Annotated in this window: 27 protein-coding genes; 10 read left to right on the forward strand and 17 right to left on the reverse strand. The window is 61.3% G+C overall.

The features are described 5' to 3' along the window. Window positions 1-179: 179 nt before the first annotated feature. From C5L13_RS12305 to C5L13_RS12315, 3 genes are all read right to left on the reverse strand, one after another. On the reverse strand, window positions 180-728 hold the full coding sequence (locus C5L13_RS12305; protein WP_105383588.1) for a glyoxalase superfamily protein: 549 nt from the start codon (window positions 726-728) through the stop codon (window positions 180-182). A gap of 217 nt (window positions 729-945) precedes the next feature. Further along, window positions 946-1,203 (reverse strand): hypothetical protein, encoded by a 258-nt coding sequence (locus tag C5L13_RS12310; protein ID WP_158693441.1) that lies wholly within the window; start codon window positions 1,201-1,203, stop codon window positions 946-948. A 62-nt stretch (window positions 1,204-1,265) separates the two neighbouring features. Next, window positions 1,266-1,631, reverse strand: a complete 366-nt coding sequence (locus C5L13_RS12315; RefSeq protein WP_105383590.1) for a hypothetical protein — start codon at window positions 1,629-1,631, stop codon at window positions 1,266-1,268. A 131-nt stretch (window positions 1,632-1,762) separates the two neighbouring features. Between C5L13_RS12315 and coaBC the strand changes: the two genes are divergently transcribed. Further along, window positions 1,763-2,974, forward strand: coding sequence for a bifunctional phosphopantothenoylcysteine decarboxylase/phosphopantothenate--cysteine ligase CoaBC (gene coaBC, locus C5L13_RS12320; RefSeq protein WP_105383591.1), 1,212 nt, complete (start codon window positions 1,763-1,765; stop codon window positions 2,972-2,974). Between the two features lies 1 nt (window position 2,975). Beyond that, the gene (locus C5L13_RS12325) at window positions 2,976-3,341 is read left to right on the forward strand and encodes an MmcQ/YjbR family DNA-binding protein (protein ID WP_105383592.1); all 366 of its coding nucleotides are present in this window, start codon (window positions 2,976-2,978) and stop codon (window positions 3,339-3,341) included. On the opposite strand, the gene C5L13_RS12330 is transcribed toward C5L13_RS12325, so the two are convergent. Further along, complete coding sequence (locus C5L13_RS12330; RefSeq protein WP_105383593.1) at window positions 3,307-4,134, reverse strand: class II glutamine amidotransferase; 828 nt, start codon at window positions 4,132-4,134, stop codon at window positions 3,307-3,309. The two genes, C5L13_RS12325 and C5L13_RS12330, sit on opposite strands and share 35 nt — an antisense overlap. A 193-nt stretch (window positions 4,135-4,327) precedes the next feature. Here C5L13_RS12330 and otsB point away from each other — a divergent pair, with 193 nt between their 5' ends. Both otsB and otsA read left to right on the forward strand, forming a co-directional pair. After that, complete coding sequence (gene otsB, locus C5L13_RS12335) at window positions 4,328-5,137, forward strand: trehalose-phosphatase (RefSeq protein ID WP_105383594.1); 810 nt, start codon at window positions 4,328-4,330, stop codon at window positions 5,135-5,137. A 16-nt stretch (window positions 5,138-5,153) separates the two neighbouring features. Beyond that, window positions 5,154-6,530: an alpha,alpha-trehalose-phosphate synthase (UDP-forming) gene (gene otsA / locus C5L13_RS12340; RefSeq protein WP_105383595.1), complete on the forward strand. Its 1,377-nt coding sequence runs from the start codon at window positions 5,154-5,156 to the stop codon at window positions 6,528-6,530. 73 nt (window positions 6,531-6,603) lie between these two features. Here the strand turns inward: otsA and C5L13_RS12345 are convergent, their stop codons facing one another. Next, entirely contained in the window at window positions 6,604-7,311 is a 708-nt protein-coding gene (locus C5L13_RS12345) for a glutathione S-transferase family protein (RefSeq protein ID WP_105383596.1), read from the reverse strand. Between the two features lie 103 nt (window positions 7,312-7,414). Between C5L13_RS12345 and C5L13_RS12350 the strand changes: the two genes are divergently transcribed. Continuing rightward, complete coding sequence (locus C5L13_RS12350; RefSeq protein ID WP_105383597.1) at window positions 7,415-8,311, forward strand: LysR substrate-binding domain-containing protein; 897 nt, start codon at window positions 7,415-7,417, stop codon at window positions 8,309-8,311. A gap of 60 nt (window positions 8,312-8,371) precedes the next feature. Beyond that, complete coding sequence (locus tag C5L13_RS12355) at window positions 8,372-9,316, forward strand: threonine/serine dehydratase (protein WP_105383598.1); 945 nt, start codon at window positions 8,372-8,374, stop codon at window positions 9,314-9,316. Here C5L13_RS12355 and C5L13_RS12360 read toward each other — a convergent pair whose 3' ends face one another. Continuing rightward, entirely contained in the window at window positions 9,317-9,844 is a 528-nt protein-coding gene (locus tag C5L13_RS12360) for an Lrp/AsnC family transcriptional regulator (protein WP_105383599.1), read from the reverse strand. 80 nt (window positions 9,845-9,924) lie between these two features. Here C5L13_RS12360 and C5L13_RS12365 point away from each other — a divergent pair, with 80 nt between their 5' ends. Then, window positions 9,925-10,311: a RidA family protein gene (locus tag C5L13_RS12365; RefSeq protein WP_105383600.1), complete on the forward strand. Its 387-nt coding sequence runs from the start codon at window positions 9,925-9,927 to the stop codon at window positions 10,309-10,311. A gap of 6 nt (window positions 10,312-10,317) precedes the next feature. On the opposite strand, the gene C5L13_RS12370 is transcribed toward C5L13_RS12365, so the two are convergent. Continuing rightward, entirely contained in the window at window positions 10,318-11,901 is a 1,584-nt protein-coding gene (locus tag C5L13_RS12370; protein WP_105383601.1) for a peptide chain release factor 3, read from the reverse strand. 90 nt (window positions 11,902-11,991) lie between these two features. On the opposite strand from C5L13_RS12370, the gene dut reads away from it, so the two are divergent. Beyond that, window positions 11,992-12,462, forward strand: a complete 471-nt coding sequence (gene dut / locus C5L13_RS12375) for a dUTP diphosphatase (RefSeq protein ID WP_105383602.1) — start codon at window positions 11,992-11,994, stop codon at window positions 12,460-12,462. Between the two features lie 131 nt (window positions 12,463-12,593). Beyond that, entirely contained in the window at window positions 12,594-13,562 is a 969-nt protein-coding gene (cysK, locus tag C5L13_RS12380; protein WP_105383603.1) for a cysteine synthase A, read from the forward strand. Window positions 13,563-13,580: 18 nt separating this feature from the next. Here the strand turns inward: cysK and C5L13_RS12385 are convergent, their stop codons facing one another. The 10 genes from C5L13_RS12385 to C5L13_RS28745 all read right to left on the reverse strand — a co-directional run bounded on the left by C5L13_RS12385 (window position 13,581) and on the right by C5L13_RS28745 (window position 22,751). Next, a complete protein-coding gene (locus tag C5L13_RS12385) occupies window positions 13,581-15,116 on the reverse strand; it encodes a YifB family Mg chelatase-like AAA ATPase (RefSeq protein WP_105383604.1) in 1,536 nt (511 codons plus the stop codon). 188 nt (window positions 15,117-15,304) lie between these two features. Beyond that, complete coding sequence (gene gshB, locus C5L13_RS12390; protein WP_105383605.1) at window positions 15,305-16,255, reverse strand: glutathione synthase; 951 nt, start codon at window positions 16,253-16,255, stop codon at window positions 15,305-15,307. A 75-nt stretch (window positions 16,256-16,330) separates the two neighbouring features. After that, on the reverse strand, window positions 16,331-16,834 hold the full coding sequence (locus C5L13_RS12395; RefSeq protein ID WP_105383606.1) for a cupin domain-containing protein: 504 nt from the start codon (window positions 16,832-16,834) through the stop codon (window positions 16,331-16,333). A 108-nt stretch (window positions 16,835-16,942) separates the two neighbouring features. Next, window positions 16,943-18,043, reverse strand: coding sequence for a sn-glycerol-3-phosphate import ATP-binding protein UgpC (locus C5L13_RS12400; protein WP_105383607.1), 1,101 nt, complete (start codon window positions 18,041-18,043; stop codon window positions 16,943-16,945). A gap of 1 nt (window position 18,044) precedes the next feature. Continuing rightward, on the reverse strand, window positions 18,045-18,893 hold the full coding sequence (gene ugpE, locus C5L13_RS12405; RefSeq protein WP_105383608.1) for a sn-glycerol-3-phosphate ABC transporter permease UgpE: 849 nt from the start codon (window positions 18,891-18,893) through the stop codon (window positions 18,045-18,047). Between the two features lie 9 nt (window positions 18,894-18,902). Then, complete coding sequence (ugpA, locus tag C5L13_RS12410; RefSeq protein WP_105383609.1) at window positions 18,903-19,787, reverse strand: sn-glycerol-3-phosphate ABC transporter permease UgpA; 885 nt, start codon at window positions 19,785-19,787, stop codon at window positions 18,903-18,905. A 77-nt stretch (window positions 19,788-19,864) separates the two neighbouring features. Further along, window positions 19,865-21,187 carry a sn-glycerol-3-phosphate ABC transporter substrate-binding protein UgpB gene (ugpB, locus tag C5L13_RS12415; protein ID WP_105383610.1) on the reverse strand — a complete coding sequence of 441 codons (1,323 nt, stop codon included), beginning with the start codon at window positions 21,185-21,187 and terminating at the stop codon, window positions 19,865-19,867. Window positions 21,188-21,313: 126 nt separating this feature from the next. Then, complete coding sequence (locus C5L13_RS12420; protein WP_105383611.1) at window positions 21,314-21,685, reverse strand: YraN family protein; 372 nt, start codon at window positions 21,683-21,685, stop codon at window positions 21,314-21,316. After that, complete coding sequence (rsmI, locus tag C5L13_RS12425) at window positions 21,669-22,586, reverse strand: 16S rRNA (cytidine(1402)-2'-O)-methyltransferase (RefSeq protein WP_105383612.1); 918 nt, start codon at window positions 22,584-22,586, stop codon at window positions 21,669-21,671. The genes C5L13_RS12420 and rsmI overlap by 17 nt, the downstream gene beginning before the upstream one ends. Window positions 22,587-22,610: 24 nt before the next feature. Continuing rightward, window positions 22,611-22,751 (reverse strand): hypothetical protein, encoded by a 141-nt coding sequence (locus tag C5L13_RS28745; protein ID WP_158693442.1) that lies wholly within the window; start codon window positions 22,749-22,751, stop codon window positions 22,611-22,613. An 89-nt stretch (window positions 22,752-22,840) separates the two neighbouring features. Between C5L13_RS28745 and dnaN the strand changes: the two genes are divergently transcribed. Then, a complete protein-coding gene (dnaN, locus tag C5L13_RS12430) occupies window positions 22,841-23,959 on the forward strand; it encodes a DNA polymerase III subunit beta (protein WP_105383613.1) in 1,119 nt (372 codons plus the stop codon). Window positions 23,960-24,049: the final 90 nt, after the last annotated feature.

Here is a 24,049-nt window from a genome sequence, read left to right on the forward strand (position 1 = left end):
CCGAACGGCAGTTCTCACCGGCCACAACCGCCGCCACAACACGCTCGCGAAGATCATTCGAAAGAGCTCGTGTCATCAGATGCTGGCCTCCGCCCAGCCAGCACCTTGAATCACAAAACCGGCCCACAGGGAATCCCATCAGATTCAGTCAAGCGATGAAACGCTCTAGCGGCCAGCCGCTACGCTTCCTCGCGCTCGCAGAAGGTAATCCGGTTGCTGAAGGGGTCGGTGACCGTGACCTCCAGGCCCCACGGCGCCTGTTCGAGCCCGGGCCTCATATAGGAATAGTTCTTGCCGATCAGTTCGGCATGGAATTGCCTGATACCCTGCATCGGCACAAAGACCCGCGCGCCGGGTGAAGCATCGCCCGCATGCTCGCTCAGATGCATCAGCATGCCGCTGCGGGAAACCTGGCAATAGAGCGGGGAGTTGTCGCCGAAGCGGTGCTCCCAATCCACCTTGAAGCCCAGAAAGCTGCAATAAAACTCTGTGGCCTTATCGACGGAGAATATGCGGAAGATCGGGATCGCGGGCTGGATCGACGCAGCCTCCTGCTTTCGGGGAGGCTCCGCTGCCTCGATCTTTGCGGCAAGCACATTCCAGTTGTCGTAGCCGAACTGGCTCGCGACGAGTTCGAGCACCTGGCTATTGGTAAGATCTATCTTACGTTCTGCCAGCGCCTCCCGCAGGCTTCTGGCCATCAGTTTAGCATCGCGGAAATCGCGCATCTCATCACCCTCCAAAGGACGAACGGCAAGATCAGTGTCCGCATTGCTGATCCGTTCGTCATCATCGGCCGGGTGGCTGAGGATGAGAGGCGGTGGATGCGTTCACCATGGGCTGAAAGCCCCGCAGACGGCTGGCCGCATCCGGCCGACCTATCGATAGCATCACATCTGCAGGGTGATCAATCCGGTCTCCACGGCTTCGAAGAAGAAGGTCACTTCAGACGGTTTTCATCTCCGCAGGGCTGTTGGGAGACGCGGCCGGAGCGGCGGCGCCCCCTTCCTCTTGCGGATTGCGGGACGGCATGACGGCCGCCTTCACTTCCTGGAAACCCACGCGGCCGGCTTCGCCCAAACCGGCACCCACCATTTCCAACGCCGTCTTCGGGTGGCGCCGCACAAGTACGCCGAGCGCCTTCAAAACTGCAGCCGCCCCTATTCGGCCCGCCGGCGTTTTGCCGTACCGTTTCAGAACCAAGCGCGTCAGCGGTCGCGGCAGGCGAGATTTCCGCTTGCGGCGGGAGGAACCACCTCTCGTGGCTAGTGCCTTACCGCTTCCCTTAAAGGGCGATCGTCTTTTTCCTTCTTCTTGTTGGCCGGGAAAATCGAACGGGTCTGATCGGCCACCACGTCCATGGCGGCATGCGCCGCGCTTTGGATGGCCTCGCCGGCAATACCCACGACCCTTGCGCCCTTGCGGGCACCCTTCTTTCCGGCCTGAGCGATCTCACTACGCTCCTCCGCCAACACGGCGGCTGCAGCACCGGCACCTGCGAGCAATGCCTTACCCAGGATATCCCGACCCGTCTTGCTGGCCAGCATGCTCCTCAGGAACGAGGATTTGCGAATGGATCTCGGTATCTTGAAACCAGCGACCTTTTTAGGAATTGCGTTCTTCTTGGCCATGAAAGTTCTCCTTTGCGGAAAAAGAACGCCCACCCTCTCGTCACAGTTCCATGACACCGGAAGTCGCGCCGATTGCAACTTTGTGGGCAAGGGCTTAGCTTCCGTCACATATCTCCTATCCGGACAAGAGCATGGCACTGACAGGCAAGCGCATCCTTCTGATCATCTCCGGCGGCATCGCGGCCTATAAAAGCTTCGATCTCATCCGCCGGCTACGCGAGCGAGGTGCATCGGTCAGGCCGATCATGACCAGGGCGGCCCAGGAATTCGTCACTCCCCTTGCCGTCGGCGCACTTTCCGCCAGCCATGTCTATGTCGATCTCTTTTCGCGCGAGGACGAACAGGATGTCGGCCATATCCGGCTTGCACGCGAGAACGATCTGGTAGTCGTGGCGCCTGCAAGTGCCGACCTGATGGCAAAGATGGCGCATGGGCTTGCCGACGATCTCGCTAGCGCCGTATTGCTGGCGACGGACCGGCCGGTGCTGATCGCACCCGCCATGAATCCGAAAATGTGGGCCGCACCCGCGACAAGGCGCAATGCCGAGACGCTGAAGGCGGACGGCATCCATTTCATCGGCCCCATGGCCGGCGAGATGGCCGAAAGCAACGAGGCGGGGATCGGCCGCATGGCCGAACCGCTGGAAATCGTCGCGGCGGTGGAACGGTTGCTGGACGGCACAGCGAAACCATTGGCCGGGAAGACGGCAATCGTCACGTCAGGTCCGACGCATGAGCCGATCGATCCGGTCCGCTACATCGCCAACCGCTCTTCCGGCCGTCAGGGCCATGCGATAGCTGCAGCACTTGCAAGACTTGGTGCCGACGTCACATTGATCTCCGGCCCGGTGACCATCCCCGATCCGTCCGGCGTCAAGGCCGTGCATGTGGAACGGGCGGAAGAGATGCTCGATGCCGTGCTTTCCCGCTTGCCGGCCGATATCGCGGTGATGGTGGCGGCCGTCGCCGACTGGCGCGTCGCCTCCTCCGCTGAACAGAAGATCAAGAAACGGCCGGGAGAGGTCCCACCTCCGCTGCAGCTTGCCGAAAATCCCGACATCCTGAAAACGGTGGGACATCACGACAGGCGGCCGAAACTGGTCGTGGGCTTTGCCGCCGAGACGCAGGATATCGAGAAGAACGGGCGCGCCAAGCTCGAACGCAAGGGCGCCGATATGATCGTCGCCAATGACGTTTCCCCCGAGACCGGCATCATGGGCGGTAGTCGCAACCGCGTAAAGATCATCTCTGCCCACGGGATCGACGAATGGCCGGATCTCGGCAAGGACGAGGTCGCGGAACGATTGGCACAGCTTATCGCCGAACGGCTGACGGGAGCCTGACATGAGCGTTTTCGGGCGCAAGGGCTTCGATGCCTTCGTCAAAAGTCTGCCGGGCACGTCCCTTGTCGATCAGTGGGACAGCCACGTTGCCAAAGTGGGCGGCAAGGTCTTTACATTGCTTTCAGGAGAAGGCGACGAGGCACGCGTGGTGGCGAAATGCCCGGAAGAGAGTTTCGAGATCCTGACGGCGCTCGAGGGGATTCGCCAGGCTCCCCATTTTGCCAAACGCAAATGGGTGGAGATCGGAAGCTCATCGCCGCTTTCGGATGACGAGCTCGTCCACTACCTCACACAATCATATCACCTTGTGGCGGCCGGCCTGACGAAGAAACTTAGGCAGGAATTGGGGATTGCGCCGACTTCCTGACGGTGTCCACATCCTTGAGGCGAGGAGCGAAGGCAGATACCTGTGCGCCTTCGCTGCTGACCTTCACGGCACTGGCGTCGGGTATTTCCGCCCACGCATCGACATCATCGTTCAGCGGCTCGGAGACAAGGCAATAACCCGTCTTGCCGCCCATCGGCGCGGCATAGAGGGTCGGGGGCTTGTGATCGGTGGCATAACGCACCGCAAAAAGCTCCTGACCGTTCGAGAAGGCCGCGGTAAAGCGCACCAGCGCGTCGCCGGATTTTTCGACCGAGAGGTCTTCTACCGTCGCGATAGCCTTTTCCATCGCTCCAAACGGATCGGTATCAAGGCCCAGTTCCAGCGCAAGCAGAAAGAGAAGCTCGGAATCCGTCGTGCCGGTGCGGACGTGGAAGAGCTCGTCCGAAAGCATGCTTTCCATGCTCCGGCGAATACGTTCGAAGCCGGAAATCTGGCCGTTGTGCATGAATGACCAATTGCCGTGCACGAAGGGATGACAGTTGTCGCGCCGCGTGCCGCCTGCAGTTGCGGCCCTGACATGGGCAAGGAACAGCGGGGAGCGAATCTGGCGGGCGATGCTTCTCAGATTGCAGTCCGACCAGGCCGGGAGAATATCGCGATAGCGGCCAGGATCCGGCCGGTCTCCATACCATGCGATGCCGAAGCCGTCGCCATTGGTGGCCGTCTTGGCACGGGTGGCGCAATGGGACTGCTCGATGAGAGAATGGGCCGGCGAGGATACGAGCTCTTCGAGATAAAGAGGTTCACCGCGATAGGCTGCCCAACGGCACATGGATCTGCTGCTCCGACATCGCCGCCCGACCGCGGCCAGAAACTTGTAAAGCTCAGAGTCCCGGTAAATGGTTAACGGAACTTCAACCGGAATCCCTGATGACAGGTTTTCGGCAGGGCAGACATCACTTTTTGCAACGTAATGTTGCCAAGCACGGGTTGCCGGCGTGAACTTGTGGCCTAAATCAGGCACTATGTCGCATCAGCAACATCCCATTCAGGCAGGGCAAACATCGGCTCTGCCGGGAGAGCAAGTCCTCTCCAAACTGGCAAACCAACCTCACGAGTGGGCCTTATTTCTCGACATCGACGGCACGCTGATCGATCTGGCCGAAACCCCTGACGGTATAGTCGTGCCCCCGGATCTGCCGGTGCATCTCCACCGGATTTCCATGAAACTCGACGGTGCGCTCGCCCTGGTAACGGGTCGGGCACTGCCTTATGCCGACCGGCTATTTGCTCCCTATGCCTTTCCGATTGCGGGGCTGCACGGGTCGGAACGACGCGATCCGTCGGGCGCCATCAGCCGGATAGAACCGGGCGCCTCGTTCGAGGACTTGAAAGCTGCGCTTTCTCGCGAGGCAAAACAATGGCCCGGCGTGCTGGTGGAGGACAAGGGGGCTGCGGTCGCCGCTCACTACCGCCTGGCCCCCGAGCAGCAGGACGTGCTCGAGGACGCCATGCCGCGCTATCTCGAAATGGCAGGCCCCGACTTCATCCTTCAGCGGGGCAAGATGGTGATGGAGATCCGACCCGCACGCGCGAGCAAAGGCCATGCCCTCAAAGCTTTCCTCGACCAAGCCCCGTTCAAAGGCCGCAAGCCGATAGCCATCGGCGACGACGTGACCGACGAAGCCATGTTCCGCATCGCCAATGAACTTGGCGGACATTCGATCCGCATTGCCGAGACGCTGGATGGGACCGAGGCAAAATCGATCATCCGATCGGCCGAAGCGCTCCGAGGCATCCTTGCTGCGCTTGCCGACGATAAAACCGCTGCATGAATAAAAGGAAGAAACCTTGAGCCGTCTCGTGGTCGTATCCAACCGTGTCACCGTTCCGGAAAAAAGCGGGGCCGCCCCGGCGGGCGGATTGGCCGTCGCCCTGCAGGCGGCGCTAGCCGAACGCGGGGGTATCTGGATGGGATGGTCCGGAAAGTCGAGCGGCGGGAAGGAGCCTGCCGCCCTTCACTTGCAGACGCATGGCAACATCACCTACGCGCTGACCGATCTTACCAAGACCGATGTGGAGGAATATTACCATGGCTTCGCCAACCGGGTACTCTGGCCGATCTGCCATTACCGGCTGGACCTCGCGGAATACGGACGCAAGGAAATGGCCGGCTATTTCCGCGTCAACCGTTTCTTCGCCCATCGGCTGGCGCCGCTTATCAAGGAAGACGACGTCATCTGGGTGCATGACTACCATCTGATCCCGCTTGCTTCCGAGCTGCGCCAGATGGGTTTCAAGAATAAGATCGGCTTCTTCCTGCACATTCCCTGGCCACCCGCGGACGTGCTGTTTTCCATGCCGGTGCACGAGCAGATCATGCGCGGGCTGTCCCAGTACGATCTCGTCGGATTCCAGACGGATTTCGACCTCGACAATTTCGGCGGCGGGCTGGTGCGCGAGGGCATTGGCGAACGCCTCAGCGAAGGCAAGTTCAGCACTTATGGGCGCACATTCAAGGGCGGTGCCTATTCGATCAGCATCGAGACGGCCGCCTTCGCGGAATTCGCCCGCAAAGCCGCCTCCAACGCGATCGTGCGCAAGGCCCGCCAGAGCGTCGAAGGCCGCGACCTCATCATCGGCGTCGACCGGCTCGACTATTCCAAGGGAATTACCCAACGTATCGACGCCTTCGAACAGTTCATCACCATCAATCCCGCCTACCAGAACAAGGTGACCTATCTGCAGATCACCCCGAAATCCCGCTCGGAAGTGCCGGAATACGAACAGATGCAGCGCACCGTCGCCGAACAGGCCGGGCGGGTGAACGGCGCGATCGGCACCGTGGACTGGGTGCCGATCCGGTACGTCAACCGCTCCGTGGCCCGACCGGTGCTGGCCGGCCTCTACAGGCTGGCGCGGATCGGACTGGTGACGCCGCTGCGCGACGGGATGAACCTCGTCGCCAAGGAATATGTCGCCGCCCAGGACCCGGAGGATCCCGGCGTGCTCGTACTGTCGCGCTTCGCTGGTGCGGCCCGCGAACTTACCGGCGCGCTGCTCGTCAATCCCTACGATATCGAGGGCACGGCACATGCGATCGCACGCGGGCTGACGATGTCGCTGGAAGAGCGCAAGCAGCGCTGGGAGAAGATGATGGACCATCTCCTGAAATACGATATCAACCACTGGTGCGACGACTTCCTGAAGGATCTTGCAGCCGCCTGAACCGGGTGTCGCGGGAATACGGCCGCACCCTCGGCATCGGGGGATATCCAGCCGAATATCCCCCACGTCCTTCTCAAGCTGCCTGCTTCAGCGATCCCAGCGCCTCGTCGAGGCTGACATGCCCCAGGAACCTGCCGGTGGTCTTCGCATCCTCTTCGTGCTCGATCGCCCAGGCGAAGCGCACTGCGGGATCTTGCTGAAGCCGCTCGTAGAGAGCATTCAGAGAGGGGAACTTCCGCCGGTCGACAACCTGGTGAAAGTCGTTCCAGCGGGCGATGCCGGCGAAATAGGCGTCCGCGAAGCTCTTTTCCTCGCCGAGCAGCCATGGGCGGCCGCCAAGCAGCGTTTCCAGCTGAGCATGTGCCTTCTCCACCTTCTCAATGCCGTAGGCTCGCAGAGCTTCCTTGGCTTGCGGCTCAAGCTCATGCTCCACCGTATGCCAGAGCGGGCCGAATGCGTTGAAGAAGCTGGTGTTGAGAAAGGCCAGCATCTGGTTCAGCCGGTCGAATTTCTCCGAGTCCGAAGGAAAACCCCAACCTTTATGCACGGTGCGTGCCGCAATGTGGTTGAGGATTGCCATGCTCTCGCTCATCACCCGGCCGTCCGGCAGCATCAGCGACGGCGTTTCGCCAATCGGGTTCAGCGGCCTGTAAGTCTCACTCGAGACTACACCCGGCATGTCGATACGGCAGAGCCGATAGGGGGCGCCGGTCCATTCCAGCGCGACAATCGAACCGAACGAACATCCTTCAGGCACACCATAAAACAGGATCGGTGTCATGATTTCACTCCTTGCGTTGATGCTGGAAGCCAATATGATTTGTGGACGCTGAATGTGTAGATGCCATTTCAGCGCCTCAAAGTTTACAAATCTGGAAGCTGACATGAGCAGTCCGCTCAACCTCAACGATCTGAATTTTTTCGTTCAAGCGGTGGAGCATGGCGGCTTTTCGGCCGCCGGGCGAATGCTGGGTGTGCCAAAATCCACCGTGAGCAAGCGGGTGGCAGAATTGGAAAGCAGGCTCGGGGTACGGCTGATCCAGCGTACATCAAGAAGCTTTGCTCTCACCGATCTGGGAAGGGAATTCCTCCGGCATGCCCAGGCCTCGGTCATCGAAGCCGAGATGGCCGAGGCAATCGTGCGCACCCATCTCGGTGAGCCGAGCGGCATCGTGCGAATGACCGCCGCCGTGCCGACCGCCCAGTTCGTGCTCGCGGAACATCTGGTCGAACTTCCGGCGCGATATCCCAAGCTGCAACTCTCGCTGCATGTCAGCGACCGGTTCGTCGACATCGTGCAGGAGGGGTTCGATATCGCAGTCCGCAGCCATCAGGCGCCCTTGCCGGATTCGACGTTGCTGCAGCGCAAGCTCGCTACCCACGCTTTCTTCGTCGTCGCCTCCCCGGACTATGTCAGGCTTCATGGGGAACCGCGGCGGCCGGAGGACCTTGCCGGACATCGAGCCATCACGGCGGGTCTCGGAGACACCCGCTGGCAGCTGACGTCGCAGGACGGAGAAGAGGTTCAGATCGCGCCGACGCCGGTGATCGCTGCGGACGAACCCATGGTGATGATGAAGGCGGCGATTGCGGGGCTTGGTGTGGCGTGTCTGCCAACCTCGGTTTGTCAGGGAACACTTACCGAAGGAAAGCTCATTCGTCTGCTTCCTGCCTGGACAGCCGGCAGCATCACCACGACGATCCTGATGCCGCATCGGCGCGGGCAGCTTCCGGCCGTTCGCGCGGTCGTCGACTTCCTCGCAGAGCGGGTGGGCGACTGAAGCGCTTTTCATTCGCCGAATTACGGGCTACCCATCGCCATCCAATCAAAAGAGGCCATCATGTCGATCGAAAATCTCGTCACGCCCGAACGCATTTCCGAAGCCGAGACGCAGATCCGTCCGTTCATTCGCCGCACACCGGTGATGCGGGTCGACATGAAGGATTTCGGCGGCCCGATGCGGCCAGTGGACCTCAAGCTCGAACTGCTGCAGCATTCCGGCTCCTTCAAGGTGCGCGGCGCCTTCACCAGCCTGCTTACCCGCGACGTCCCGGCGGCCGGCGTGGTGGCGGCATCCGGCGGCAATCATGGTGCGGCGGTCGCCTATGCCGCCCGCGAACGTGGCGTGCCGGCGCACATCTTCGTGCCGAGCGTCGCCTCGCAGGCGAAGATCGATCTGATCCGCTCCTATGGCGCAGAGCTGGTGGTCGGCGGCGACCGCTATGCGGATGCCCTGGCGGCAAGCGAGACATATGCGGCGGCAAGCGGGGCGCTGCAAATCCATGCCTATGACCAGATGGAGACGCTGACGGGCCAGGGCACGCTCGGCAAGGAGATCGAAGAGGACCTGCCGCATATGACGACATTGCTGGTGGCTGTCGGCGGCGGCGGGCTGATCGGCGGCATCGCCTCGTGGTTCCGCGGCCGGGTAAAGATCGTCGCGGTCGAATCGGACGGCGCGCCGACGCTCGATCACGCCTTCAAGGCCGGCAGGCCGGTGGACGCGCCGGCCGGCGGCATCGCCGCGGACTCGCTTGCGCCGAAGCAAATCGGCGCGTTGATGTTCCCGGTGGCACAAAAATTCGTCCTGCCGCCGGTGCTGGTCTCCGACGACGAAATACTCAATGCCCAGAAGGCGCTATGGGCCGGCGCACGGATCGTGGCCGAACCCGGCGGGGCTGCAGCCTTCGCCGCTCTTCTCTCCGGCAGATATGTGCCCGAACCTGACGAACGCGTCTGCGTGCTCGTCTGCGGCGCCAATACGACTGCGGTCAAGTTCGGCTGATCACTCTTGCGGTAACGGCACGGACGGCCAATCCTCAGTCACGTCCGCCTGCACAGGACGGTCGAGATAGGTGGAGAGCGCGACATAACTGCGGGTGCCGCGCACGCCGGGTACGGAATGGATTTGCCCGAGCAGGAATTCCAGCGCCTGCGGGTTCTCCGTCCGAACCTTGAGGATCATGCTCGCGTCTCCCGCGACGGAATGCATTTCCTCGACTTCCGGAAAGCGGGCGATCCGCATCAGCCGCTCGCTCTTTCCCCAGCCGGCCGCCTCAACATGCACGAAAGCGAGGAGCGGCTTGCCGACCGCAGTACCGTCGATCCTCGCGACGGTGTCGCGGATCACTCCGGAGCGCTTCAGGCGCTTCACCCGCTCATGCACCGCCGGCGGCGAGAGCCCGACCTTTTGGCCGAGCGCGGCATAGCTCTGGTCTGCGTCGGCGGCGAGTGCGGCTAATATCTTTCGGTCGAATGTGTCCAGCGCGGCCGCCTCTCGCCGTTTCGGCCGAATGGCTTCTGTATTTTCCATTATGCCGCCCTTTCTGCTTTCACGCCGAATAATGTTCGGGAATAATGCGATAAAGCCGTAGAAATTCCAGAGGAACAGAGATGGAAATGATTGCTAGAAATCCGCGAGACGGCATCTATGCTGCTACGCCCGATTATGTGCACTCCGTGGAAGTGCGCCATCCGGATCGTTTTCTCTTCGTCAGCGGCACGATGGGTCTCAACGAAACGGGAACGGCCGGAGCCGATCTCGACACGCAACTGCGGCTGATCTGGTCAAATCTGAAGCGAATTCTGGCTGAAGCGGAAATGACGACGGACAATATCGTGCGCGTGACCAGCTACCTGCGCGACGGATCCTACGTGGAGGCGAACCAGAACGCTCGGCTTGCCGCGCTCGGCCCGCATTGCGTGCCGACGACCGCCATCGTCGTCGAGACATTGCGCGACGACTGGCTTGTGGAGATCGATATCATCGCCGCGGGCTGACGGAAATCACGCCGCCTTGGCGACGTGATATTCCTTAATCGCTACCATCTTGATGGTTGGGTAACGCTCTGCCTCGTACCGCAGCGAGAAGGCATCCTGCGCCAGGAAGACAGGATCGCCATCCAGATCGCGGGCGATATCGCCGCGCTTGACGGTGAGGAACTTCTCAAGATCGGCCGGTTGCTCCGACGAGATCCAGCGGCAGACGGAGAAGCGAGACATTTCGAACGAGACCGGCAGACCGTACTCGGCGGAAAGCCGCTCCTTCAATACGTCGAGCTGTAGCGCGCCCACCACGCCGACGATGGCCGGCGAGCCATCTTCCGGCGAGAAGAGCTGCACGACGCCTTCTTCCGCCATCTGCTGCAGGGCTTCCTTCAGCTTCTTCGCCTTCATGGCATCCTCCAACCGTACGCGGCGAAGGATTTCCGGCGAGAAGTTCGGCACACCCTGGAAGACCAGCGACTCGCCCTCCGTCAGCGTGTCGCCGATACGGAGCGTGCCGTGGTTCGGGATACCGACCACATCGCCGGCATAGGCGGTATCCGCCAACTGACGCTGCGACGCGAAGAAGAATTGCGGCGCCGTCAGCCCGAGCTGCTTTCCGGTCCGTGCAAGCCGTGCCTTCATGCCGCGTTCCAGCTTGCCGGAGCAGACGCGGGCAAAGGCGATGCGGTCGCGATGGTTAGGATCCATGTTCGCCTGGATCTTGAAGACGAAGGCAGTCATCCTGTCCTCGGCAGCATGGACCTTGCGGATGTCGGCGACCTGGTCGCGCGGCGGCGGCGCGAAATCGCCCAGCGCATCGATGAGATCGCGGACGCCGAAATTGCGCAACGCGGAGCCGAAGAAGACCGGCGTCATATGGCCTTCGAGGAAGGCCTGCCGATCAAAAGGCCTGCAGGCCTCGATCGCGAGTTCCGTTTCCTCGATAAACGCTGCCCGTTCGTTTTCCGGCAGGCGATCGGCAACCGACTGGGGGCCGTTGACCTTGGTCGGCTTCACTTCCGTGTCCGACCCCCGCACGGTGTTGTCGGCGAGATGATAGGAACCGCAGAAGGTCTTGGAGCGGCCGATCGGCCAGGTCACCGGCGCCGTGTCGAGCGCCAGTTTCTCTTCCACCTCGTCGAGGATCTCGAAAGGATCGCGGCTTTCGCGGTCCATCTTGTTGACGAAAGTGATGATCGGGATGTCCCGCATCCGGCAGACTTCGAAGAGTTTCAGCGTACGCGGTTCGATACCTTTTGCCGCGTCGATGACCATGACGGCCGCATCCACCGCGGTCAGCGTGCGATAGGTGTCGTCGGCAAAATCCTCGTGGCCGGGCGTGTCGAGAATGTTGAAGACATTGCCGCCATATTCGAAGGTCATCACCGAGGTGACCACCGAGATGCCGCGCTCGCGCTCGATCTTCATCCAGTCCGAACGGGTCTGGATGCGATCCTTCTTCGCCTTGACCTCGCCGGCCAGCTGAATCGCGCCGCCAAAAAGCAGCAGCTTTTCGGTCAGCGTCGTCTTGCCGGCGTCCGGGTGGGCAATGATCGCGAATGTGCGGCGGCGGGCAACCGCCTCGGCAATGGTTTCGGGCATAGTGTAAATCCTGTGAATTGCCGGCGTATCTAGCGATTAAAGCCCGCCATTGCAATTGACCTGCCGGCTACGGGGGCAAAGTAATACCTTATGAACATGCACACCCCCTCCGCGCCGAAGCTCAATCTCATCCGCCTGCCGCATGGCATGGGCATCGACCTGCCGTCCTATGAGACCGCCGGTGCGGCCGGAATGGACGTGCGGGCGGCGGTGGCCGAAGATGTGCCGATCACCATCGCACCGGGCAAGCGGGCGCTGGTACCAACCGGCTTCATCTTCGAAATCCCCGACGGGTTCGAAATGCAGGTGCGCCCGCGCTCCGGCCTTGCCTTCAAGCACGGCATTACCTGCCTTAATACGCCTGGTACGATCGACAGCGACTATCGCGGCGAGGTGAAGGTACTGCTGATCAATCTCGGCGAAGAGGATTTCGTGATCACGCGCGGCATGCGGATTGCCCAGCTGGTCGTGGCACCGGTGACCCAGGCGCGCGTTGCGGAGATCGCAGAGGCGACCGCGACCGCCCGGGGCGCTGGCGGCTTCGGCTCGACCGGCGTTTGAACCGCAACGCCATTTTCGGGTTCCGCCTTCTCCGGAAACAAAATTTCCATTTCTCGCTTCCGCCGGTGTGACGTTGCTGGCATTCGACCCGAACAAGCCCTACCTTCTCCCTCAAACTCAGGGAGAGCACCATGGCAGAGACGAGAACGCCGGGCCGCGGCAGGATCTATTCTTCGATTACCGAAACCATCGGCGACACGCCGATCGTACGTCTCGACAAGCTCGCCAAGGAGAAGGGCATCAAGGCAAATCTCCTGGCCAAGCTGGAATTCTTCAACCCGATCGCATCGGTAAAGGACCGTATCGGCGTTGCGATGATCGAAAGCCTGGAAGCCCAGGGCAAGATTGCGCCCGGCAGGACGACGCTGGTGGAGCCCACTTCCGGCAATACCGGCATTGCGCTTGCCTTCGCCGCTGCCGCGAAGGGTTACAAGCTGATCCTCACAATGCCGGAAACCATGTCGATCGAGCGCCGGAAGATGCTGGCGCTGCTCGGCGCGGAACTCGTCCTGACAGAAGGACCGAAAGGCATGAAGGGCGCGATTGCCAAAGCCGAAGAGCTTGCGTCGACGCTGCCTGACGCGATCATTCCGCAGCAGTTCGAAAACCCGGCCAATCCGGAAATCCATCGCAAGACGACCGCTGAAGAGATCTGGAACGACACTGACGGCCAGGTGGATATCTTCGTTTCCGGCATCGGCACCGGCGGCACGATCACCGGGGCCGGCCAGGTACTGAAGGGCCGCAACCCCAACCTCCAGGTCATCGCCGTCGAGCCTGAAGAATCTCCCGTGCTTTCCGGCGGCCAACCCGGCCCGCACAAGATCCAGGGTATCGGCGCCGGTTTCGCGCCGAAAATTCTCGACACGAAGATCTATGACGAGATCGTCACCGTCAACGGCCCGGAGGCTATGGAGATGGCCCGCCTCGTGGCCCGGCTCGAAGGCGTGCCGGTCGGCATTTCCTCCGGTGCGGCTCTCGTCGCCGCCGTCAAGGTCGGCAGCCGCGAGGAGAATGCCGGCAAGAACCTCGTGGTCATCATCCCCTCCTTCGCGGAACGCTATCTTTCGACCGCGCTCTTCGAAGGGTTGGGAGGCTAGGCCCCTATTCCGCCCACGTCACGCCGCAGCCGTTGCCAGCCGCTCGCCGGCCATGCGGTATGAGATGGCTTCGGCCAGGTGGATGCGGCCGACCGTATCCTTGCCGTCGAGATCGGCAAGCGTGCGGGCAACCTTCAGAACCCGATGATAACCGCGGGCGGAGAATTTCAATTTCTCCGCCGCATCCCGCAGCAACTGCAGGCCATTTGCGTCCGGCTCGGCGAATTTCTCGATCAACGACGTGGAACACCGGGCATTGGTGAGGATCGCCGGGTGGCCGGCATGCTCCAGACGCTCCCGCTGTCTCTCTCGCGCCGCGGCGACGCGCCTGGCGACGTCGGCGCTTTTTTCGGCGGGCATGGGGCGGATAAGATCGGCCGCGGAAACCGCCGGGACATCGATGCGGATATCGATGCGATCCATCAGCGGCCCGGAAATGCGCGCCTGGTAATCGGCAGCGCAGCGGGGACCTCGGGCGCAGGTGTGCCCCGGCTCGCCGGCCATCCCGCAGCGGCAGGGGTTCATGGCCGCAACAAGCTGGATACTCGCCGGATAGGAGACCCTGTGATTGGCGCGGGCGATGATGCATTCGCCGGTTTCGAGCGGTTGACGCAGCGCATCGAGCGACTGAGGCGAGAATTCGGGAAATTCATCCAGGAAGAGCACGCCGTGATGGGCGAGCGAGGCTTCACCGGGCTTGGCGCGCAAGCCGCCGCCGACCAATGCCGCCATAGTGGCGGAATGGTGCGGCGTACGATACGGGCGGCGATCCGAAAGCTTGCCGCCGGAAAGCTGGCCGGCGATCGAGTGGATCATCGATACTTCCAGAAGCTCGACCGCGGAAAGCGGCGGCAATATGGACGGCAGCCGTGCGGCAAGCATGGATTTTCCCGATCCGGGTGGGCCGACCATCAAGAGATTGTGGCCCCCGGCCGCGGCGACTTCCAGCGCCCGCTTAGCACTTTCCTGCCCCTTGATATCCACAAGATCCGGCAGGTTGGCCGGTAGCGCGCGGATTGCCGGCTGCGGCCGCGAGATAACCTGCGTGCCGCGGAAATGGTTGGCGAGCGCAATCAGACTGCGGGGCGCGAGGATGTCTATATCGGGACCAGCCCACGCGGCCTCCGCGCCGCTATCGGCCGGGCAAATCAGGCCTTTGCCGATCGCATTGGCGCCGATGGCTGCCGGAAGAGCCCCGGCCACGGGCGCCAGCGTGCCGTCGAGATTGAGTTCTCCGAGCACCACATAATCAGTCAGCGCATCGCCGGGAATAGCCCCGAGCGCCGCCATCAGCCCAAGCGCGATAGGCAGGTCGTAGTGCGAACCCTCCTTCGGCAGATCGGCCGGCGCAAGATTGACCGTCACCTTCTTCGGCGGCATGGCAAGCCCCGAAGCGTGGAGAGCCGCCTGCACCCGCTCCCGGCTTTCGGCCACCGCCTTGTCTGGCAGGCCGACGATATGCATGTTCATCTTACCCGGACCGACCATGACCTGCACGTCGACCGGAACGCCCTCTATGCCCTGGAATGCAACCGTGCTGACGCGCGAAACCATGTGACCCTGCCCCCAAACATCATGTCCGGAGCGTCAGCGACACACGCTTTCCGCGCCAGCGATTGCAACCTGACACAGGATCAGCGGAAATACAAGAACATTAAGGGAACAAATTCACGCTTGCGGTGCAACCGAGTTGTATCGGGTTGCATCGCTGGAACAAAAGCGAACGAGAGAGCCCGTTGGCCTCAGCCCCGCTTCGCTTCGATGGCGTCCCACAGCAGGCTTGCGACGTCTGCGCCGCCGAACTTCTTGACTTCGCGGATGCCGGTCGGGGAGGTGACGTTGATCTCGGTCATGTAGTCGCCGATCACGTCGATGCCGACGAAGAGGAAGCCGCGTTCCCGCAACGCCGGCCCGATCCGCTTGCAAATCTCCTGTTCGCGCGCCGTGATCTCGGTCGCCTCCGCACGCCCGCCGACATGCATGTTGGAGCGGCTGTCATGTTCGGCCGGCACCCGGTTGATCGCGCCGACCGGTTCCCCATTCACCAGCAGGATGCGCTTGTCTCCCTTGCGCACAGCCGGCAGATAGGCCTGAGCGATATAGGGCTCGCCGCGATACATCTGGCCGAACATTTCCAGAAGAGACGTGAAGTTCCGATCGTCGCGCGCCGAATGGAAAACGCCCGCACCGCCATTGCCGTAGAGCGGTTTGAGAATGATGTCGCCCATCTCCTCCCGGAAGTGTGCGATTTCCGCAGGGTCGCGCGAAATGAGGGTTGCCGGCATCAGATCGGCAAATTCGGTCACGAAGATCTTCTCCGGCGAATTGCGGACCCACACCGGATCGTTCACCACCAGAGTCTTCGGATGGATACGTTCGAGCAGATGCGTCGAAGTGATATAGCCCATATCGAAGGGCGGGTCCTGGCGCAGATGGACGACGTCCATGGTCGACAAATCGACGCGTTCCTTTTCGCCGAGCGTGAAATGGTCGCCCTTCACGTCCCGGACCTGCAGCGGCTCCACGGTCGCGAAGATCCTGCCATCTCGCTGGGTCAGCCGGTCGGGGGTATAATGGAAAAGCTCGAAGCCACGGGCCTGCGCTTCCAGCGCCATGGCGAATGTGGAATCGCCGGCTATGTTGACGCCGGAGATGTGGTCCATCTGGAACGCGACGGTGCGGATTTTCGCCATGACTTCAGCCCCTCAAAAAATGCCCGCCTGATGTAGGACGGCGGGCGCTCGAAGGCAACGGAAATCAAACCGATATCAAGCCGCCAGGCCGACCTGGGCCTTGGGGCGCAGCATGTTGCGAAGACGATAGAGCGCCGCGAGCGGCGCCGGAAAAGGTTTGCGCAGGAAAGCGACTTTGCGGACATAGTTATCGATCCGCCAGGTGGCCCAGGTGCCGCCCTTGAAATAGGCCACATCGCCGCTGCGCAGGGTGCTCTGGGTGCCGTCTTCGGCCGTTACATGCACCTCGCCTTCAAGGATCACGACGGTCTCGTCCCAGCCGAAAAACCAGCGGAAGGTGCCGGCGGTGCAATCCCACACCCCGGTCGCGGCGCATTGATCGTCGGCCTTGGAATGGGAGGCAGCGCGCGCCTGCGGGTCGCCCGAGATAATCCAGGACGGCTCGATCGGCAGCGGCGCCATTTCGAGAGAATCCGGACAGGCGCCAACGAATGCTTTAACCGGCGTCTGCTCCGGCGCGTAGGACTTGTGCCGAACGGCCATGGCCGCCACACTCGCAGCAAGAATTTGCCAGCTCATATTGCCCCCCTGTAGCTGTCAGATCGGGAGACGATAGCGGCAAAGCGTAACCTGGTTGTTCAAGCCAATGCTACAATTTTAGCGATCAGCACGATTTCAGGACGCCGGTCAGACGACTGGCTCGATAGGAGCGAGTTTCGCCTCTGCCGGCAGATTGCCGGGCAGGCGCTTGCCGGTATCGACCGAGAAGAAATGCAGGCGGCTCGCATCGAAAGCAATCTGCATGTCGGGCGCAAGTTCGATTTCAGGCGATACGGCGGCGGTAATCTGCTGATCGCCCACCGTGCCGTGGATAAGACGCTGAGCACCCAGTTCCTCCGCATATTCCAGACGGAAGGGCAGAGCCTCCTCATCCGCACGGGCAATCCGGATATCCTCGGCGCGGACACCCACGGTAACGGTGCCGGACGTGGGCGCAAAACCGTTGAGGCCGACCATTGCCGGGCCGATCGCCAGCTTGTCGCCGTGCAGTTCGCCCTTGACGAGATTCATGGCCGGCGAGCCGATGAAGCTCGCGACGAAGGTGGACGCCGGCGCGTGATAAACTTCCAGAGGCGCACCGATCTGCTCGATCCTGCCGCCATTCAGCACCACGAGGCGGTCGGCGAGCGTCATCGCCTCGAGCTGATCGTGGGTGACGTAGATGGACGTGGTGCCGAGGCGGCGCTGCAGGCGCTTGATCTCGCCGCGCATGGAGACACGCAGCTTCGCGTCGAGGTTTGACAGCGGTTCATCGAACAGGAAAGCGGCCGGCTTGCGCACGATCGCACGGCCCATTGCGACGCGCTGGCGCTGGCCGCCGGAAAGCGCACGCGGCTTGCGATCGAGATACTGGGTGATCTCCAGCATTCGGGCCGCTTCCGTCACGCGGGCATCAATCTCGGCCTTGGGCGTACCACGGTTTTTCAGGCCATAGGCGAGGTTGTTGTAGACCGTCATATGCGGATAGAGCGCATAGTTCTGAAACACCATGGCGATGTCCCGATCGGCCGGCTCCACGTTGTTGACGACGCGGTCGGCGATCTTCACCTGACCGCCGGAAATCGTCTCCAGCCCCGCGACCATGCGCAGAAGTGTCGACTTGCCGCAGCCGGACGGACCGACCAACACGATGAATTCTCCGTCGGTGATGTCGATCGACACCGAATTCACGGCTTTTACGCCGCCGGCATAAACCTTTGAAACCTCGGCGATGTGAATACCGGCCATGTCATTTCTCCGTTTCAGTAAGGCCGCGGATGAACAACCGCTGCATGAAAACCACGACCAGGATGGGGGGAAGCATGGCAAGCACCGAACCTGCCATGACGAGGTGCCACTCGATGACGCCGTCCTGCACCGTGACCATGCGCTTCATGCCCATCATCAGCGTGTAGTAGCCGGGATCCGTGGTCACCAGGAGCGGCCAGAGATACTGAACCCAGCCATAGATGAAGAGGATGACGCATAACGCGCCGATATTGGTGCGCGAGAGCGGCAGCAGGATGTCCCGGAAGAACTTCAGCGGGCCGGCTCCGTCCACACGGGCCGCTTCGAGAAGCTCGTCCGGCACCGTCATGAAAAACTGGCGGAACAGGAATGTGGCCGTAGCCGATGCGATCAGGGGGACCGTCAGACCGGCCCAGGAATTCAGCATGCCCAGGTCGGCCACGATCTTGTAGGTCGGCATGATGCGCACCTCGACCGGCAGCATCAGAGTGACGAAGATGATCCAGAAGGCCAACTGCCGGAAGGGAAACCGGAAATACACGATCGCGAAGGCCGAGAGGATCGAGATCGCAATCTTTCCTGCGGTGATTACCAGCGCCATGACCAGGGAGTTCAGCGCCATATGCGAGTAGTTCGGGAGACCATGGGCGGCCGAGGCGCTCGTCAGGATGGTCGAATAGTTCTCGATGAAATGCGAACCCGGCAGAAGCGGAACGGGACCGCTCATCAGCGTCGAAATATCATGGGTCGACGCCGTAATCGCGACATAGACCGGCAGAGCGACCACCAGAAATCCCAGGATCAGGAAAGCGTGGGTGAGGAAGGTCAGGAAGGGGCGATTTTCAACCATGATCGTTCCTCAATACTGGACGCGGCGTTCGACGAAGCGGAACTGCACGAAGGTCAGCAGCATCACGATCAACATCAAAAGCACCGACTGAGCCGAAGAGGAACCGAGATTTAGACCCACGTAACCATCCTGATAGACCTTGTAGACCAGCGTGGTCGTGGCCTGCGCCGGTCCGCCACCCGTCGTGGCATCCACGATCGGAAAGGTGTCGAACATCGTGTAGTTCACGTTGATGATGAACAGGAAGAACGTCGTCGGCGACAGAAGCGGCAAGGAAATCGTGAAGAAGCGTTTCACCGGGCCGGAACCGTCGATCGCCGCGGCTTCGATCAGCGACTGGGGCACCGACTGCAAGCCGGCGAGGAAGAAAAGGAAATTGTAGGAGATCTGCTTCCAGGCCGCGGCGATGATGATCAGGATCATGGCATGGGTGCCGTTGAGATCGTGATCCCAGCGAATGCCGAAGCGTTCCAGAAAGTAGGGCAAGAGGCCCGTGGACGTGTTGAACAGGAACCACCAGAGGACGCCGGCGACCACCGGGGCGACAGCATAGGGCCAGACGAGGAGCGTGGTGTAGAACTTGGCGGACCGCGCCAGGCGATCGACAGCAGCCGCGAAGGCAAGGCCAAGCACCATCGCAAGAACCGTTACCGATACGGCAAACACGGCAGTGCGCCAAAGAGAATCCAGATAATTCGGATCCGCGAGAAGCCGCTGATAATGCGTGAAACCGACAAAGACGGTGGAAAAGCCGAAGGGGTCCTCCCGCTCGAAGGAGGACTTCACGGCCTGGGCGGCAGGCCAGATGAAGAAGACAAGCGTGATGGCGAGCTGGGGCGCGAGCAGCAGATAGGGCAGCAGGCGGTTGTTGAAAGTTGTTCTCTTGGTATCCACCGTTCCCTCACCACAAAATAATGAACGAGCGAAGGAGGCCCGGCGAACGCCGGCCCTCCCTGCAGTGATCGGGACTATCAGTTCGAGTTGGCCGCCTCGAACTCACGCAGAAGCGCGTTGCCACGCTGCGCGGCGCTGTCGAGCGCCTGCTTGGCGTCCTTCTTGTTGGCGAGAAGTGCCTGGAACTCCTCGTCGACGATCGTGCGGACCTGGGTGAAGTTGCCGAAGCGAACGCCCTTGGAATTTTCCGACGGCGTGCCGCGGGTGATCTGCTTGATCGCGATGTCCGAACCGGGGTTCTTTTGGTAGTAACCCTGCTTCTGGCCGAGGTCGTAGGCAGCATTGGTGATCGGCAGGTAACCGGTGAACTGGTGCCAATCAGCCTGGACTTCCGACTTGGAGAGATAGCTGAAGAACTTGGCTACACCCTTGTAGGTGGCCTTGTCCTTGCCGTTCAGCACCCAGAGAGTGGCGCCGCCGATGATGGAGTTCTTCGGCTCCTTGATCTCGTCGTCATAGTAAGGCAGCGGAGCAAAGCCCGGCGTGAAGGTCTTGGCGTTGTTGATGACGCCAGCGCGGCCTGCAGACGAGTTCATGGTGATTGCGCATTCCTGCGCGTAAAACATCGTCGCCGCCTGGTCGCCGCCGACCGGACCGCCATACTTGAACAGGCCTTCGTCCTGCCACTTCTTCAGATTTGCCCAATGCTTGACCTGGAGCGGGCCGTTGAAGGTGAATTCGGACTTCACGCCACCAAAGCCGTTCTGCAGGGTGCCGAAGGGCTTGTCGTGGAGCGCCGAGAGGTTTTCCGTCTGAACCCAGGTGATCCAGGCCGAGGTGAAGCCACACTTGGCCGCGCCGGAGGAAACGATCTTCTTGGAGAACTCCTCGACTTCCTTCCAGGTCTTCGGAGCGACTTCCGGATCAAGACCAGCCTTCTTGAAGACGTCCTTGTTGTAATACATAATCGGTGTGGACGAGTTGAAGGGCAACGAGAGGATGTTGCCCTGGGTATCGGAATAATAACCGGTGACCGGTGTCAGGAATGTTTTCGGGTCGAAGGTTTCGCCCTCGTCGGCCATCAGCTTGTAGACCGGGTAGACGGCGCCCTTGGCGGCCATCATCGTGCCGGTACCAACTTCAAAGACCTGAACGATAGCCGGCTGCTGGTTGGCTCGGAAGGCAGCGATCGCGGCCGTCAGCGTTTCCGGGTAGCTTCCCTTGTAGACCGGAACGACCTTGTAGTCGGCCTGGCTGTCGTTGAATTTCTGGGCGATCTCTTCCAGTTTCTTGCCAAGTTCGCCACCCATGGCGTGCCACCAGGTGACTTCCGTCGCGGCAAGCGACGACGTTGCCGAAAGCGCGACCGCGAATGCGGCCATCGAAAGTTTTTTCAACATTGTTATGTCCTCCACCTTGATTGGTGCCGGCCCCCAATAGGGTCCTCCCATGACACCGCCTTTACAGTTTTATGTCAGTTTTGTGACAGTGCAAGGATCAAATATTTCAAGGACCAAAGCCAGCTATCAGAAGGCGTCCGGAAAATGGCGGGGAAAGCGTCCTGGGAGCACCACAATAATGTCGTAGCGCTGCGAAAGCGTAGCCGCATCCTTACGCTTTGAAAGCCAAAGATCGCTAGCCGCCTGGATTCGCCGCTGGGTGATGTAGCCGACCGCATCGATGGCTTCGCGCTCGCCTATGCGTGCCTTGACCTCCACGAAAATTACGAGGTCGCGCTTGCGGGCGATGAGATCGACCTCGCCCAATTTGGTGCGATAGCGAATGGCAAGAATGCGATAACCCTTCGCCATCAGATAAAACGCGGCCAGATATTCCGAGACATGGCCTCGGCGTTCGGCCTTGCGCCGCTTCAGGCCCGGATCATTCTCCGCCGCCATCGGCTTCCTTCATGTCCAGAAGTCGCTGATAGAGATCCTTTCGGCCAAGACCTGTGAGACGGGCGGCTTCCGCGGCTGCCTTGGCCGTCGGCATCGTGGCCGAGAGCTCCCGCAGCAGCGCTTCCACCTCGAGCTCGCCCGGCGCTTCCTCCGCCTCGGGCGGCGCGACAAGCAATACGATCTCGCCTTTCACGGTTCGCTCTTCATCATAGTAGGTCGCAAGTTCATCCAGCGATCCTCGACGGAACTCCTCGAAGGTCTTTGTGAGCTCCCGGCAGACGCAGGCCCGGCGGCTCTTGCCAAGCACCTCCGCGGCCGCCGCAAGAGTAGCGCCAATCCGATGCGGAGATTCGAAGAAGATCAGCGTGGCGGGCACTTTCGAAAGCTCCGCCAGCCGATCGCGCCGTCCCTTGTCCTTGACCGGCAGAAAACCGGCAAAAAGAAAGGCGTCCGACGGCATGCCGGAGCCGACAAGAGCAGCAAGCGGCGCAGAGGAACCGGGGATCGGCACGACCCTGTGACCGGCCTCGATTGCCATCTGCCCCAGCCGATAGCCGGGATCGGAGACGAGCGGCGTGCCGGCATCGGAGACGAGCGCCACCGATTTTCCTTCCTCCAGCGCCGCGATCAGCTTCGGCCCGGCCTCGTCGGCATTGTGTTCATGATAGGCAAAAGGCCGGTTAACGATGCCGTAGCGGTCCAGCAGGACCCGGGTGACACGCGTATCTTCGCAGGCGAGCACGTCGGCACCGGCAAGCGTCTCAAGAGCACGCAGGGTGATGTCCCCGAGATTGCCGATCGGCGTCGCGACCAGATAAAGCGCCGGTTCCTGCGGTCTGGCAGGCACGAATGTATTGGCAACGCGATAGCCGCGCTGGGCGGCTTTATGTTCGTCTGCCACGGGATACCATACGGAATAGGATGCTCATGCCTCTTTATGAGCAACCCAGCCCGGTTCGGCAAGTAAACGCAGCGGATGTTTTCTGTGTGCAGTGCAGGCCGATCTGGCGATTTGGCGTCGTAACTCCTTGTTCACCTCTTGCTTTTCGCCGCCGTTCTCTGCCATTTTGCGCGTCCACATCATCCGGCTGCGTTGCCGGCACAATATCAGGGTCCGGCCCTGCCGGATCGTCACGGTCGAAAGCGATAGCGTCCATGCGTATTACTCTTGAGCGGTCCAACCTTCTGAAATCGCTGAACCACGTGCACCGCGTGGTCGAGCGGCGGAACACGATCCCGATCCTCTCCAACGTGCTGATGCGCGCCTCCGGAAACAGCCTTGATCTGAAGGCGACCGACCTCGACCTCGAGATCACCGAAGCCCTCCCGGCCATGGTCGAGAATGCGGGGGCAACGACGGTTCCGGCGCATCTGCTTTATGAAATCGTCCGCAAGCTGCCCGACGGCTCCGAAGTGCTGCTCGCCACCAATCCCGACGGCGGCTCCATGACCGTCCAGTCCGGCCGTTCGAAATTCTCGTTGCAGTGCCTGCCGGAATCGGACTTCCCGGATCTCACTGCCGGCAGCTTCACCCATACCTTCAAGCTGAAGGCGACCGATCTGAAGATGTTGATCGACCGCACGCAGTTCGCGATCTCGACCGAAGAGACCCGTTACTATCTGAACGGCATTTTCTTCCATACGATCGAGGCTGGCGGCGACCTGAAGCTTCGCGCTGTCGCGACCGACGGGCACCGCCTGGCCCGGGCCGATGTTCAGGCACCGGCCGGCTCGGAAGGCATGCCGGGGATCATTATTCCACGCAAGACGGTCGGCGAATTGCAGAAGCTGATGGACGATCCGGAAGCGGTCGTCACCGTCGAGGTTTCAGATGCCAAGATCCGCCTGACGATCGGCACGGTGGTGATGACTTCGAAGCTGATCGACGGCACCTTCCCCGACTACCAGCGTGTCATTCCGACCGGCAACGACAAGGAAATGCGGGTCGATTGCGAAAGCTTCACCAAGGCGGTGGACCGCGTCTCCACCATTTCCTCGGAGCGTGGCCGCGCAGTCAAACTGTCGCTTACGGACGGCCAGCTCATGCTGACGGTCAACAACCCGGACTCCGGCAGCGCGACGGAAGAAGTGGCGGTCGGCTACGACAATGATCCGATGGAGATCGGCTTCAACGCCAAGTATCTGCTCGACATCACCGCGCAGTTGTCCGGCGATGACGCGATCTTCATGCTGGCGGATGCGGGTTCTCCGACGCTGGTGCGGGATACCGCCGGGGACGACGCCCTTTATGTCTTGATGCCGATGCGCGTCTAGAATCATCGAAGCGGCTGACAGTCAGCCGCTTTTTTCATGACCTGTGCCAAACGCGACATTTGCTCTTGCCTTTGCGGCATGAACGTCCAC

The sequence above is a fragment of the Neorhizobium alkalisoli genome, from assembly GCF_002968635.1.
In the GTDB taxonomy this organism is placed as follows: Bacteria; Pseudomonadota; Alphaproteobacteria; order Rhizobiales; family Rhizobiaceae; genus Neorhizobium; species Neorhizobium alkalisoli.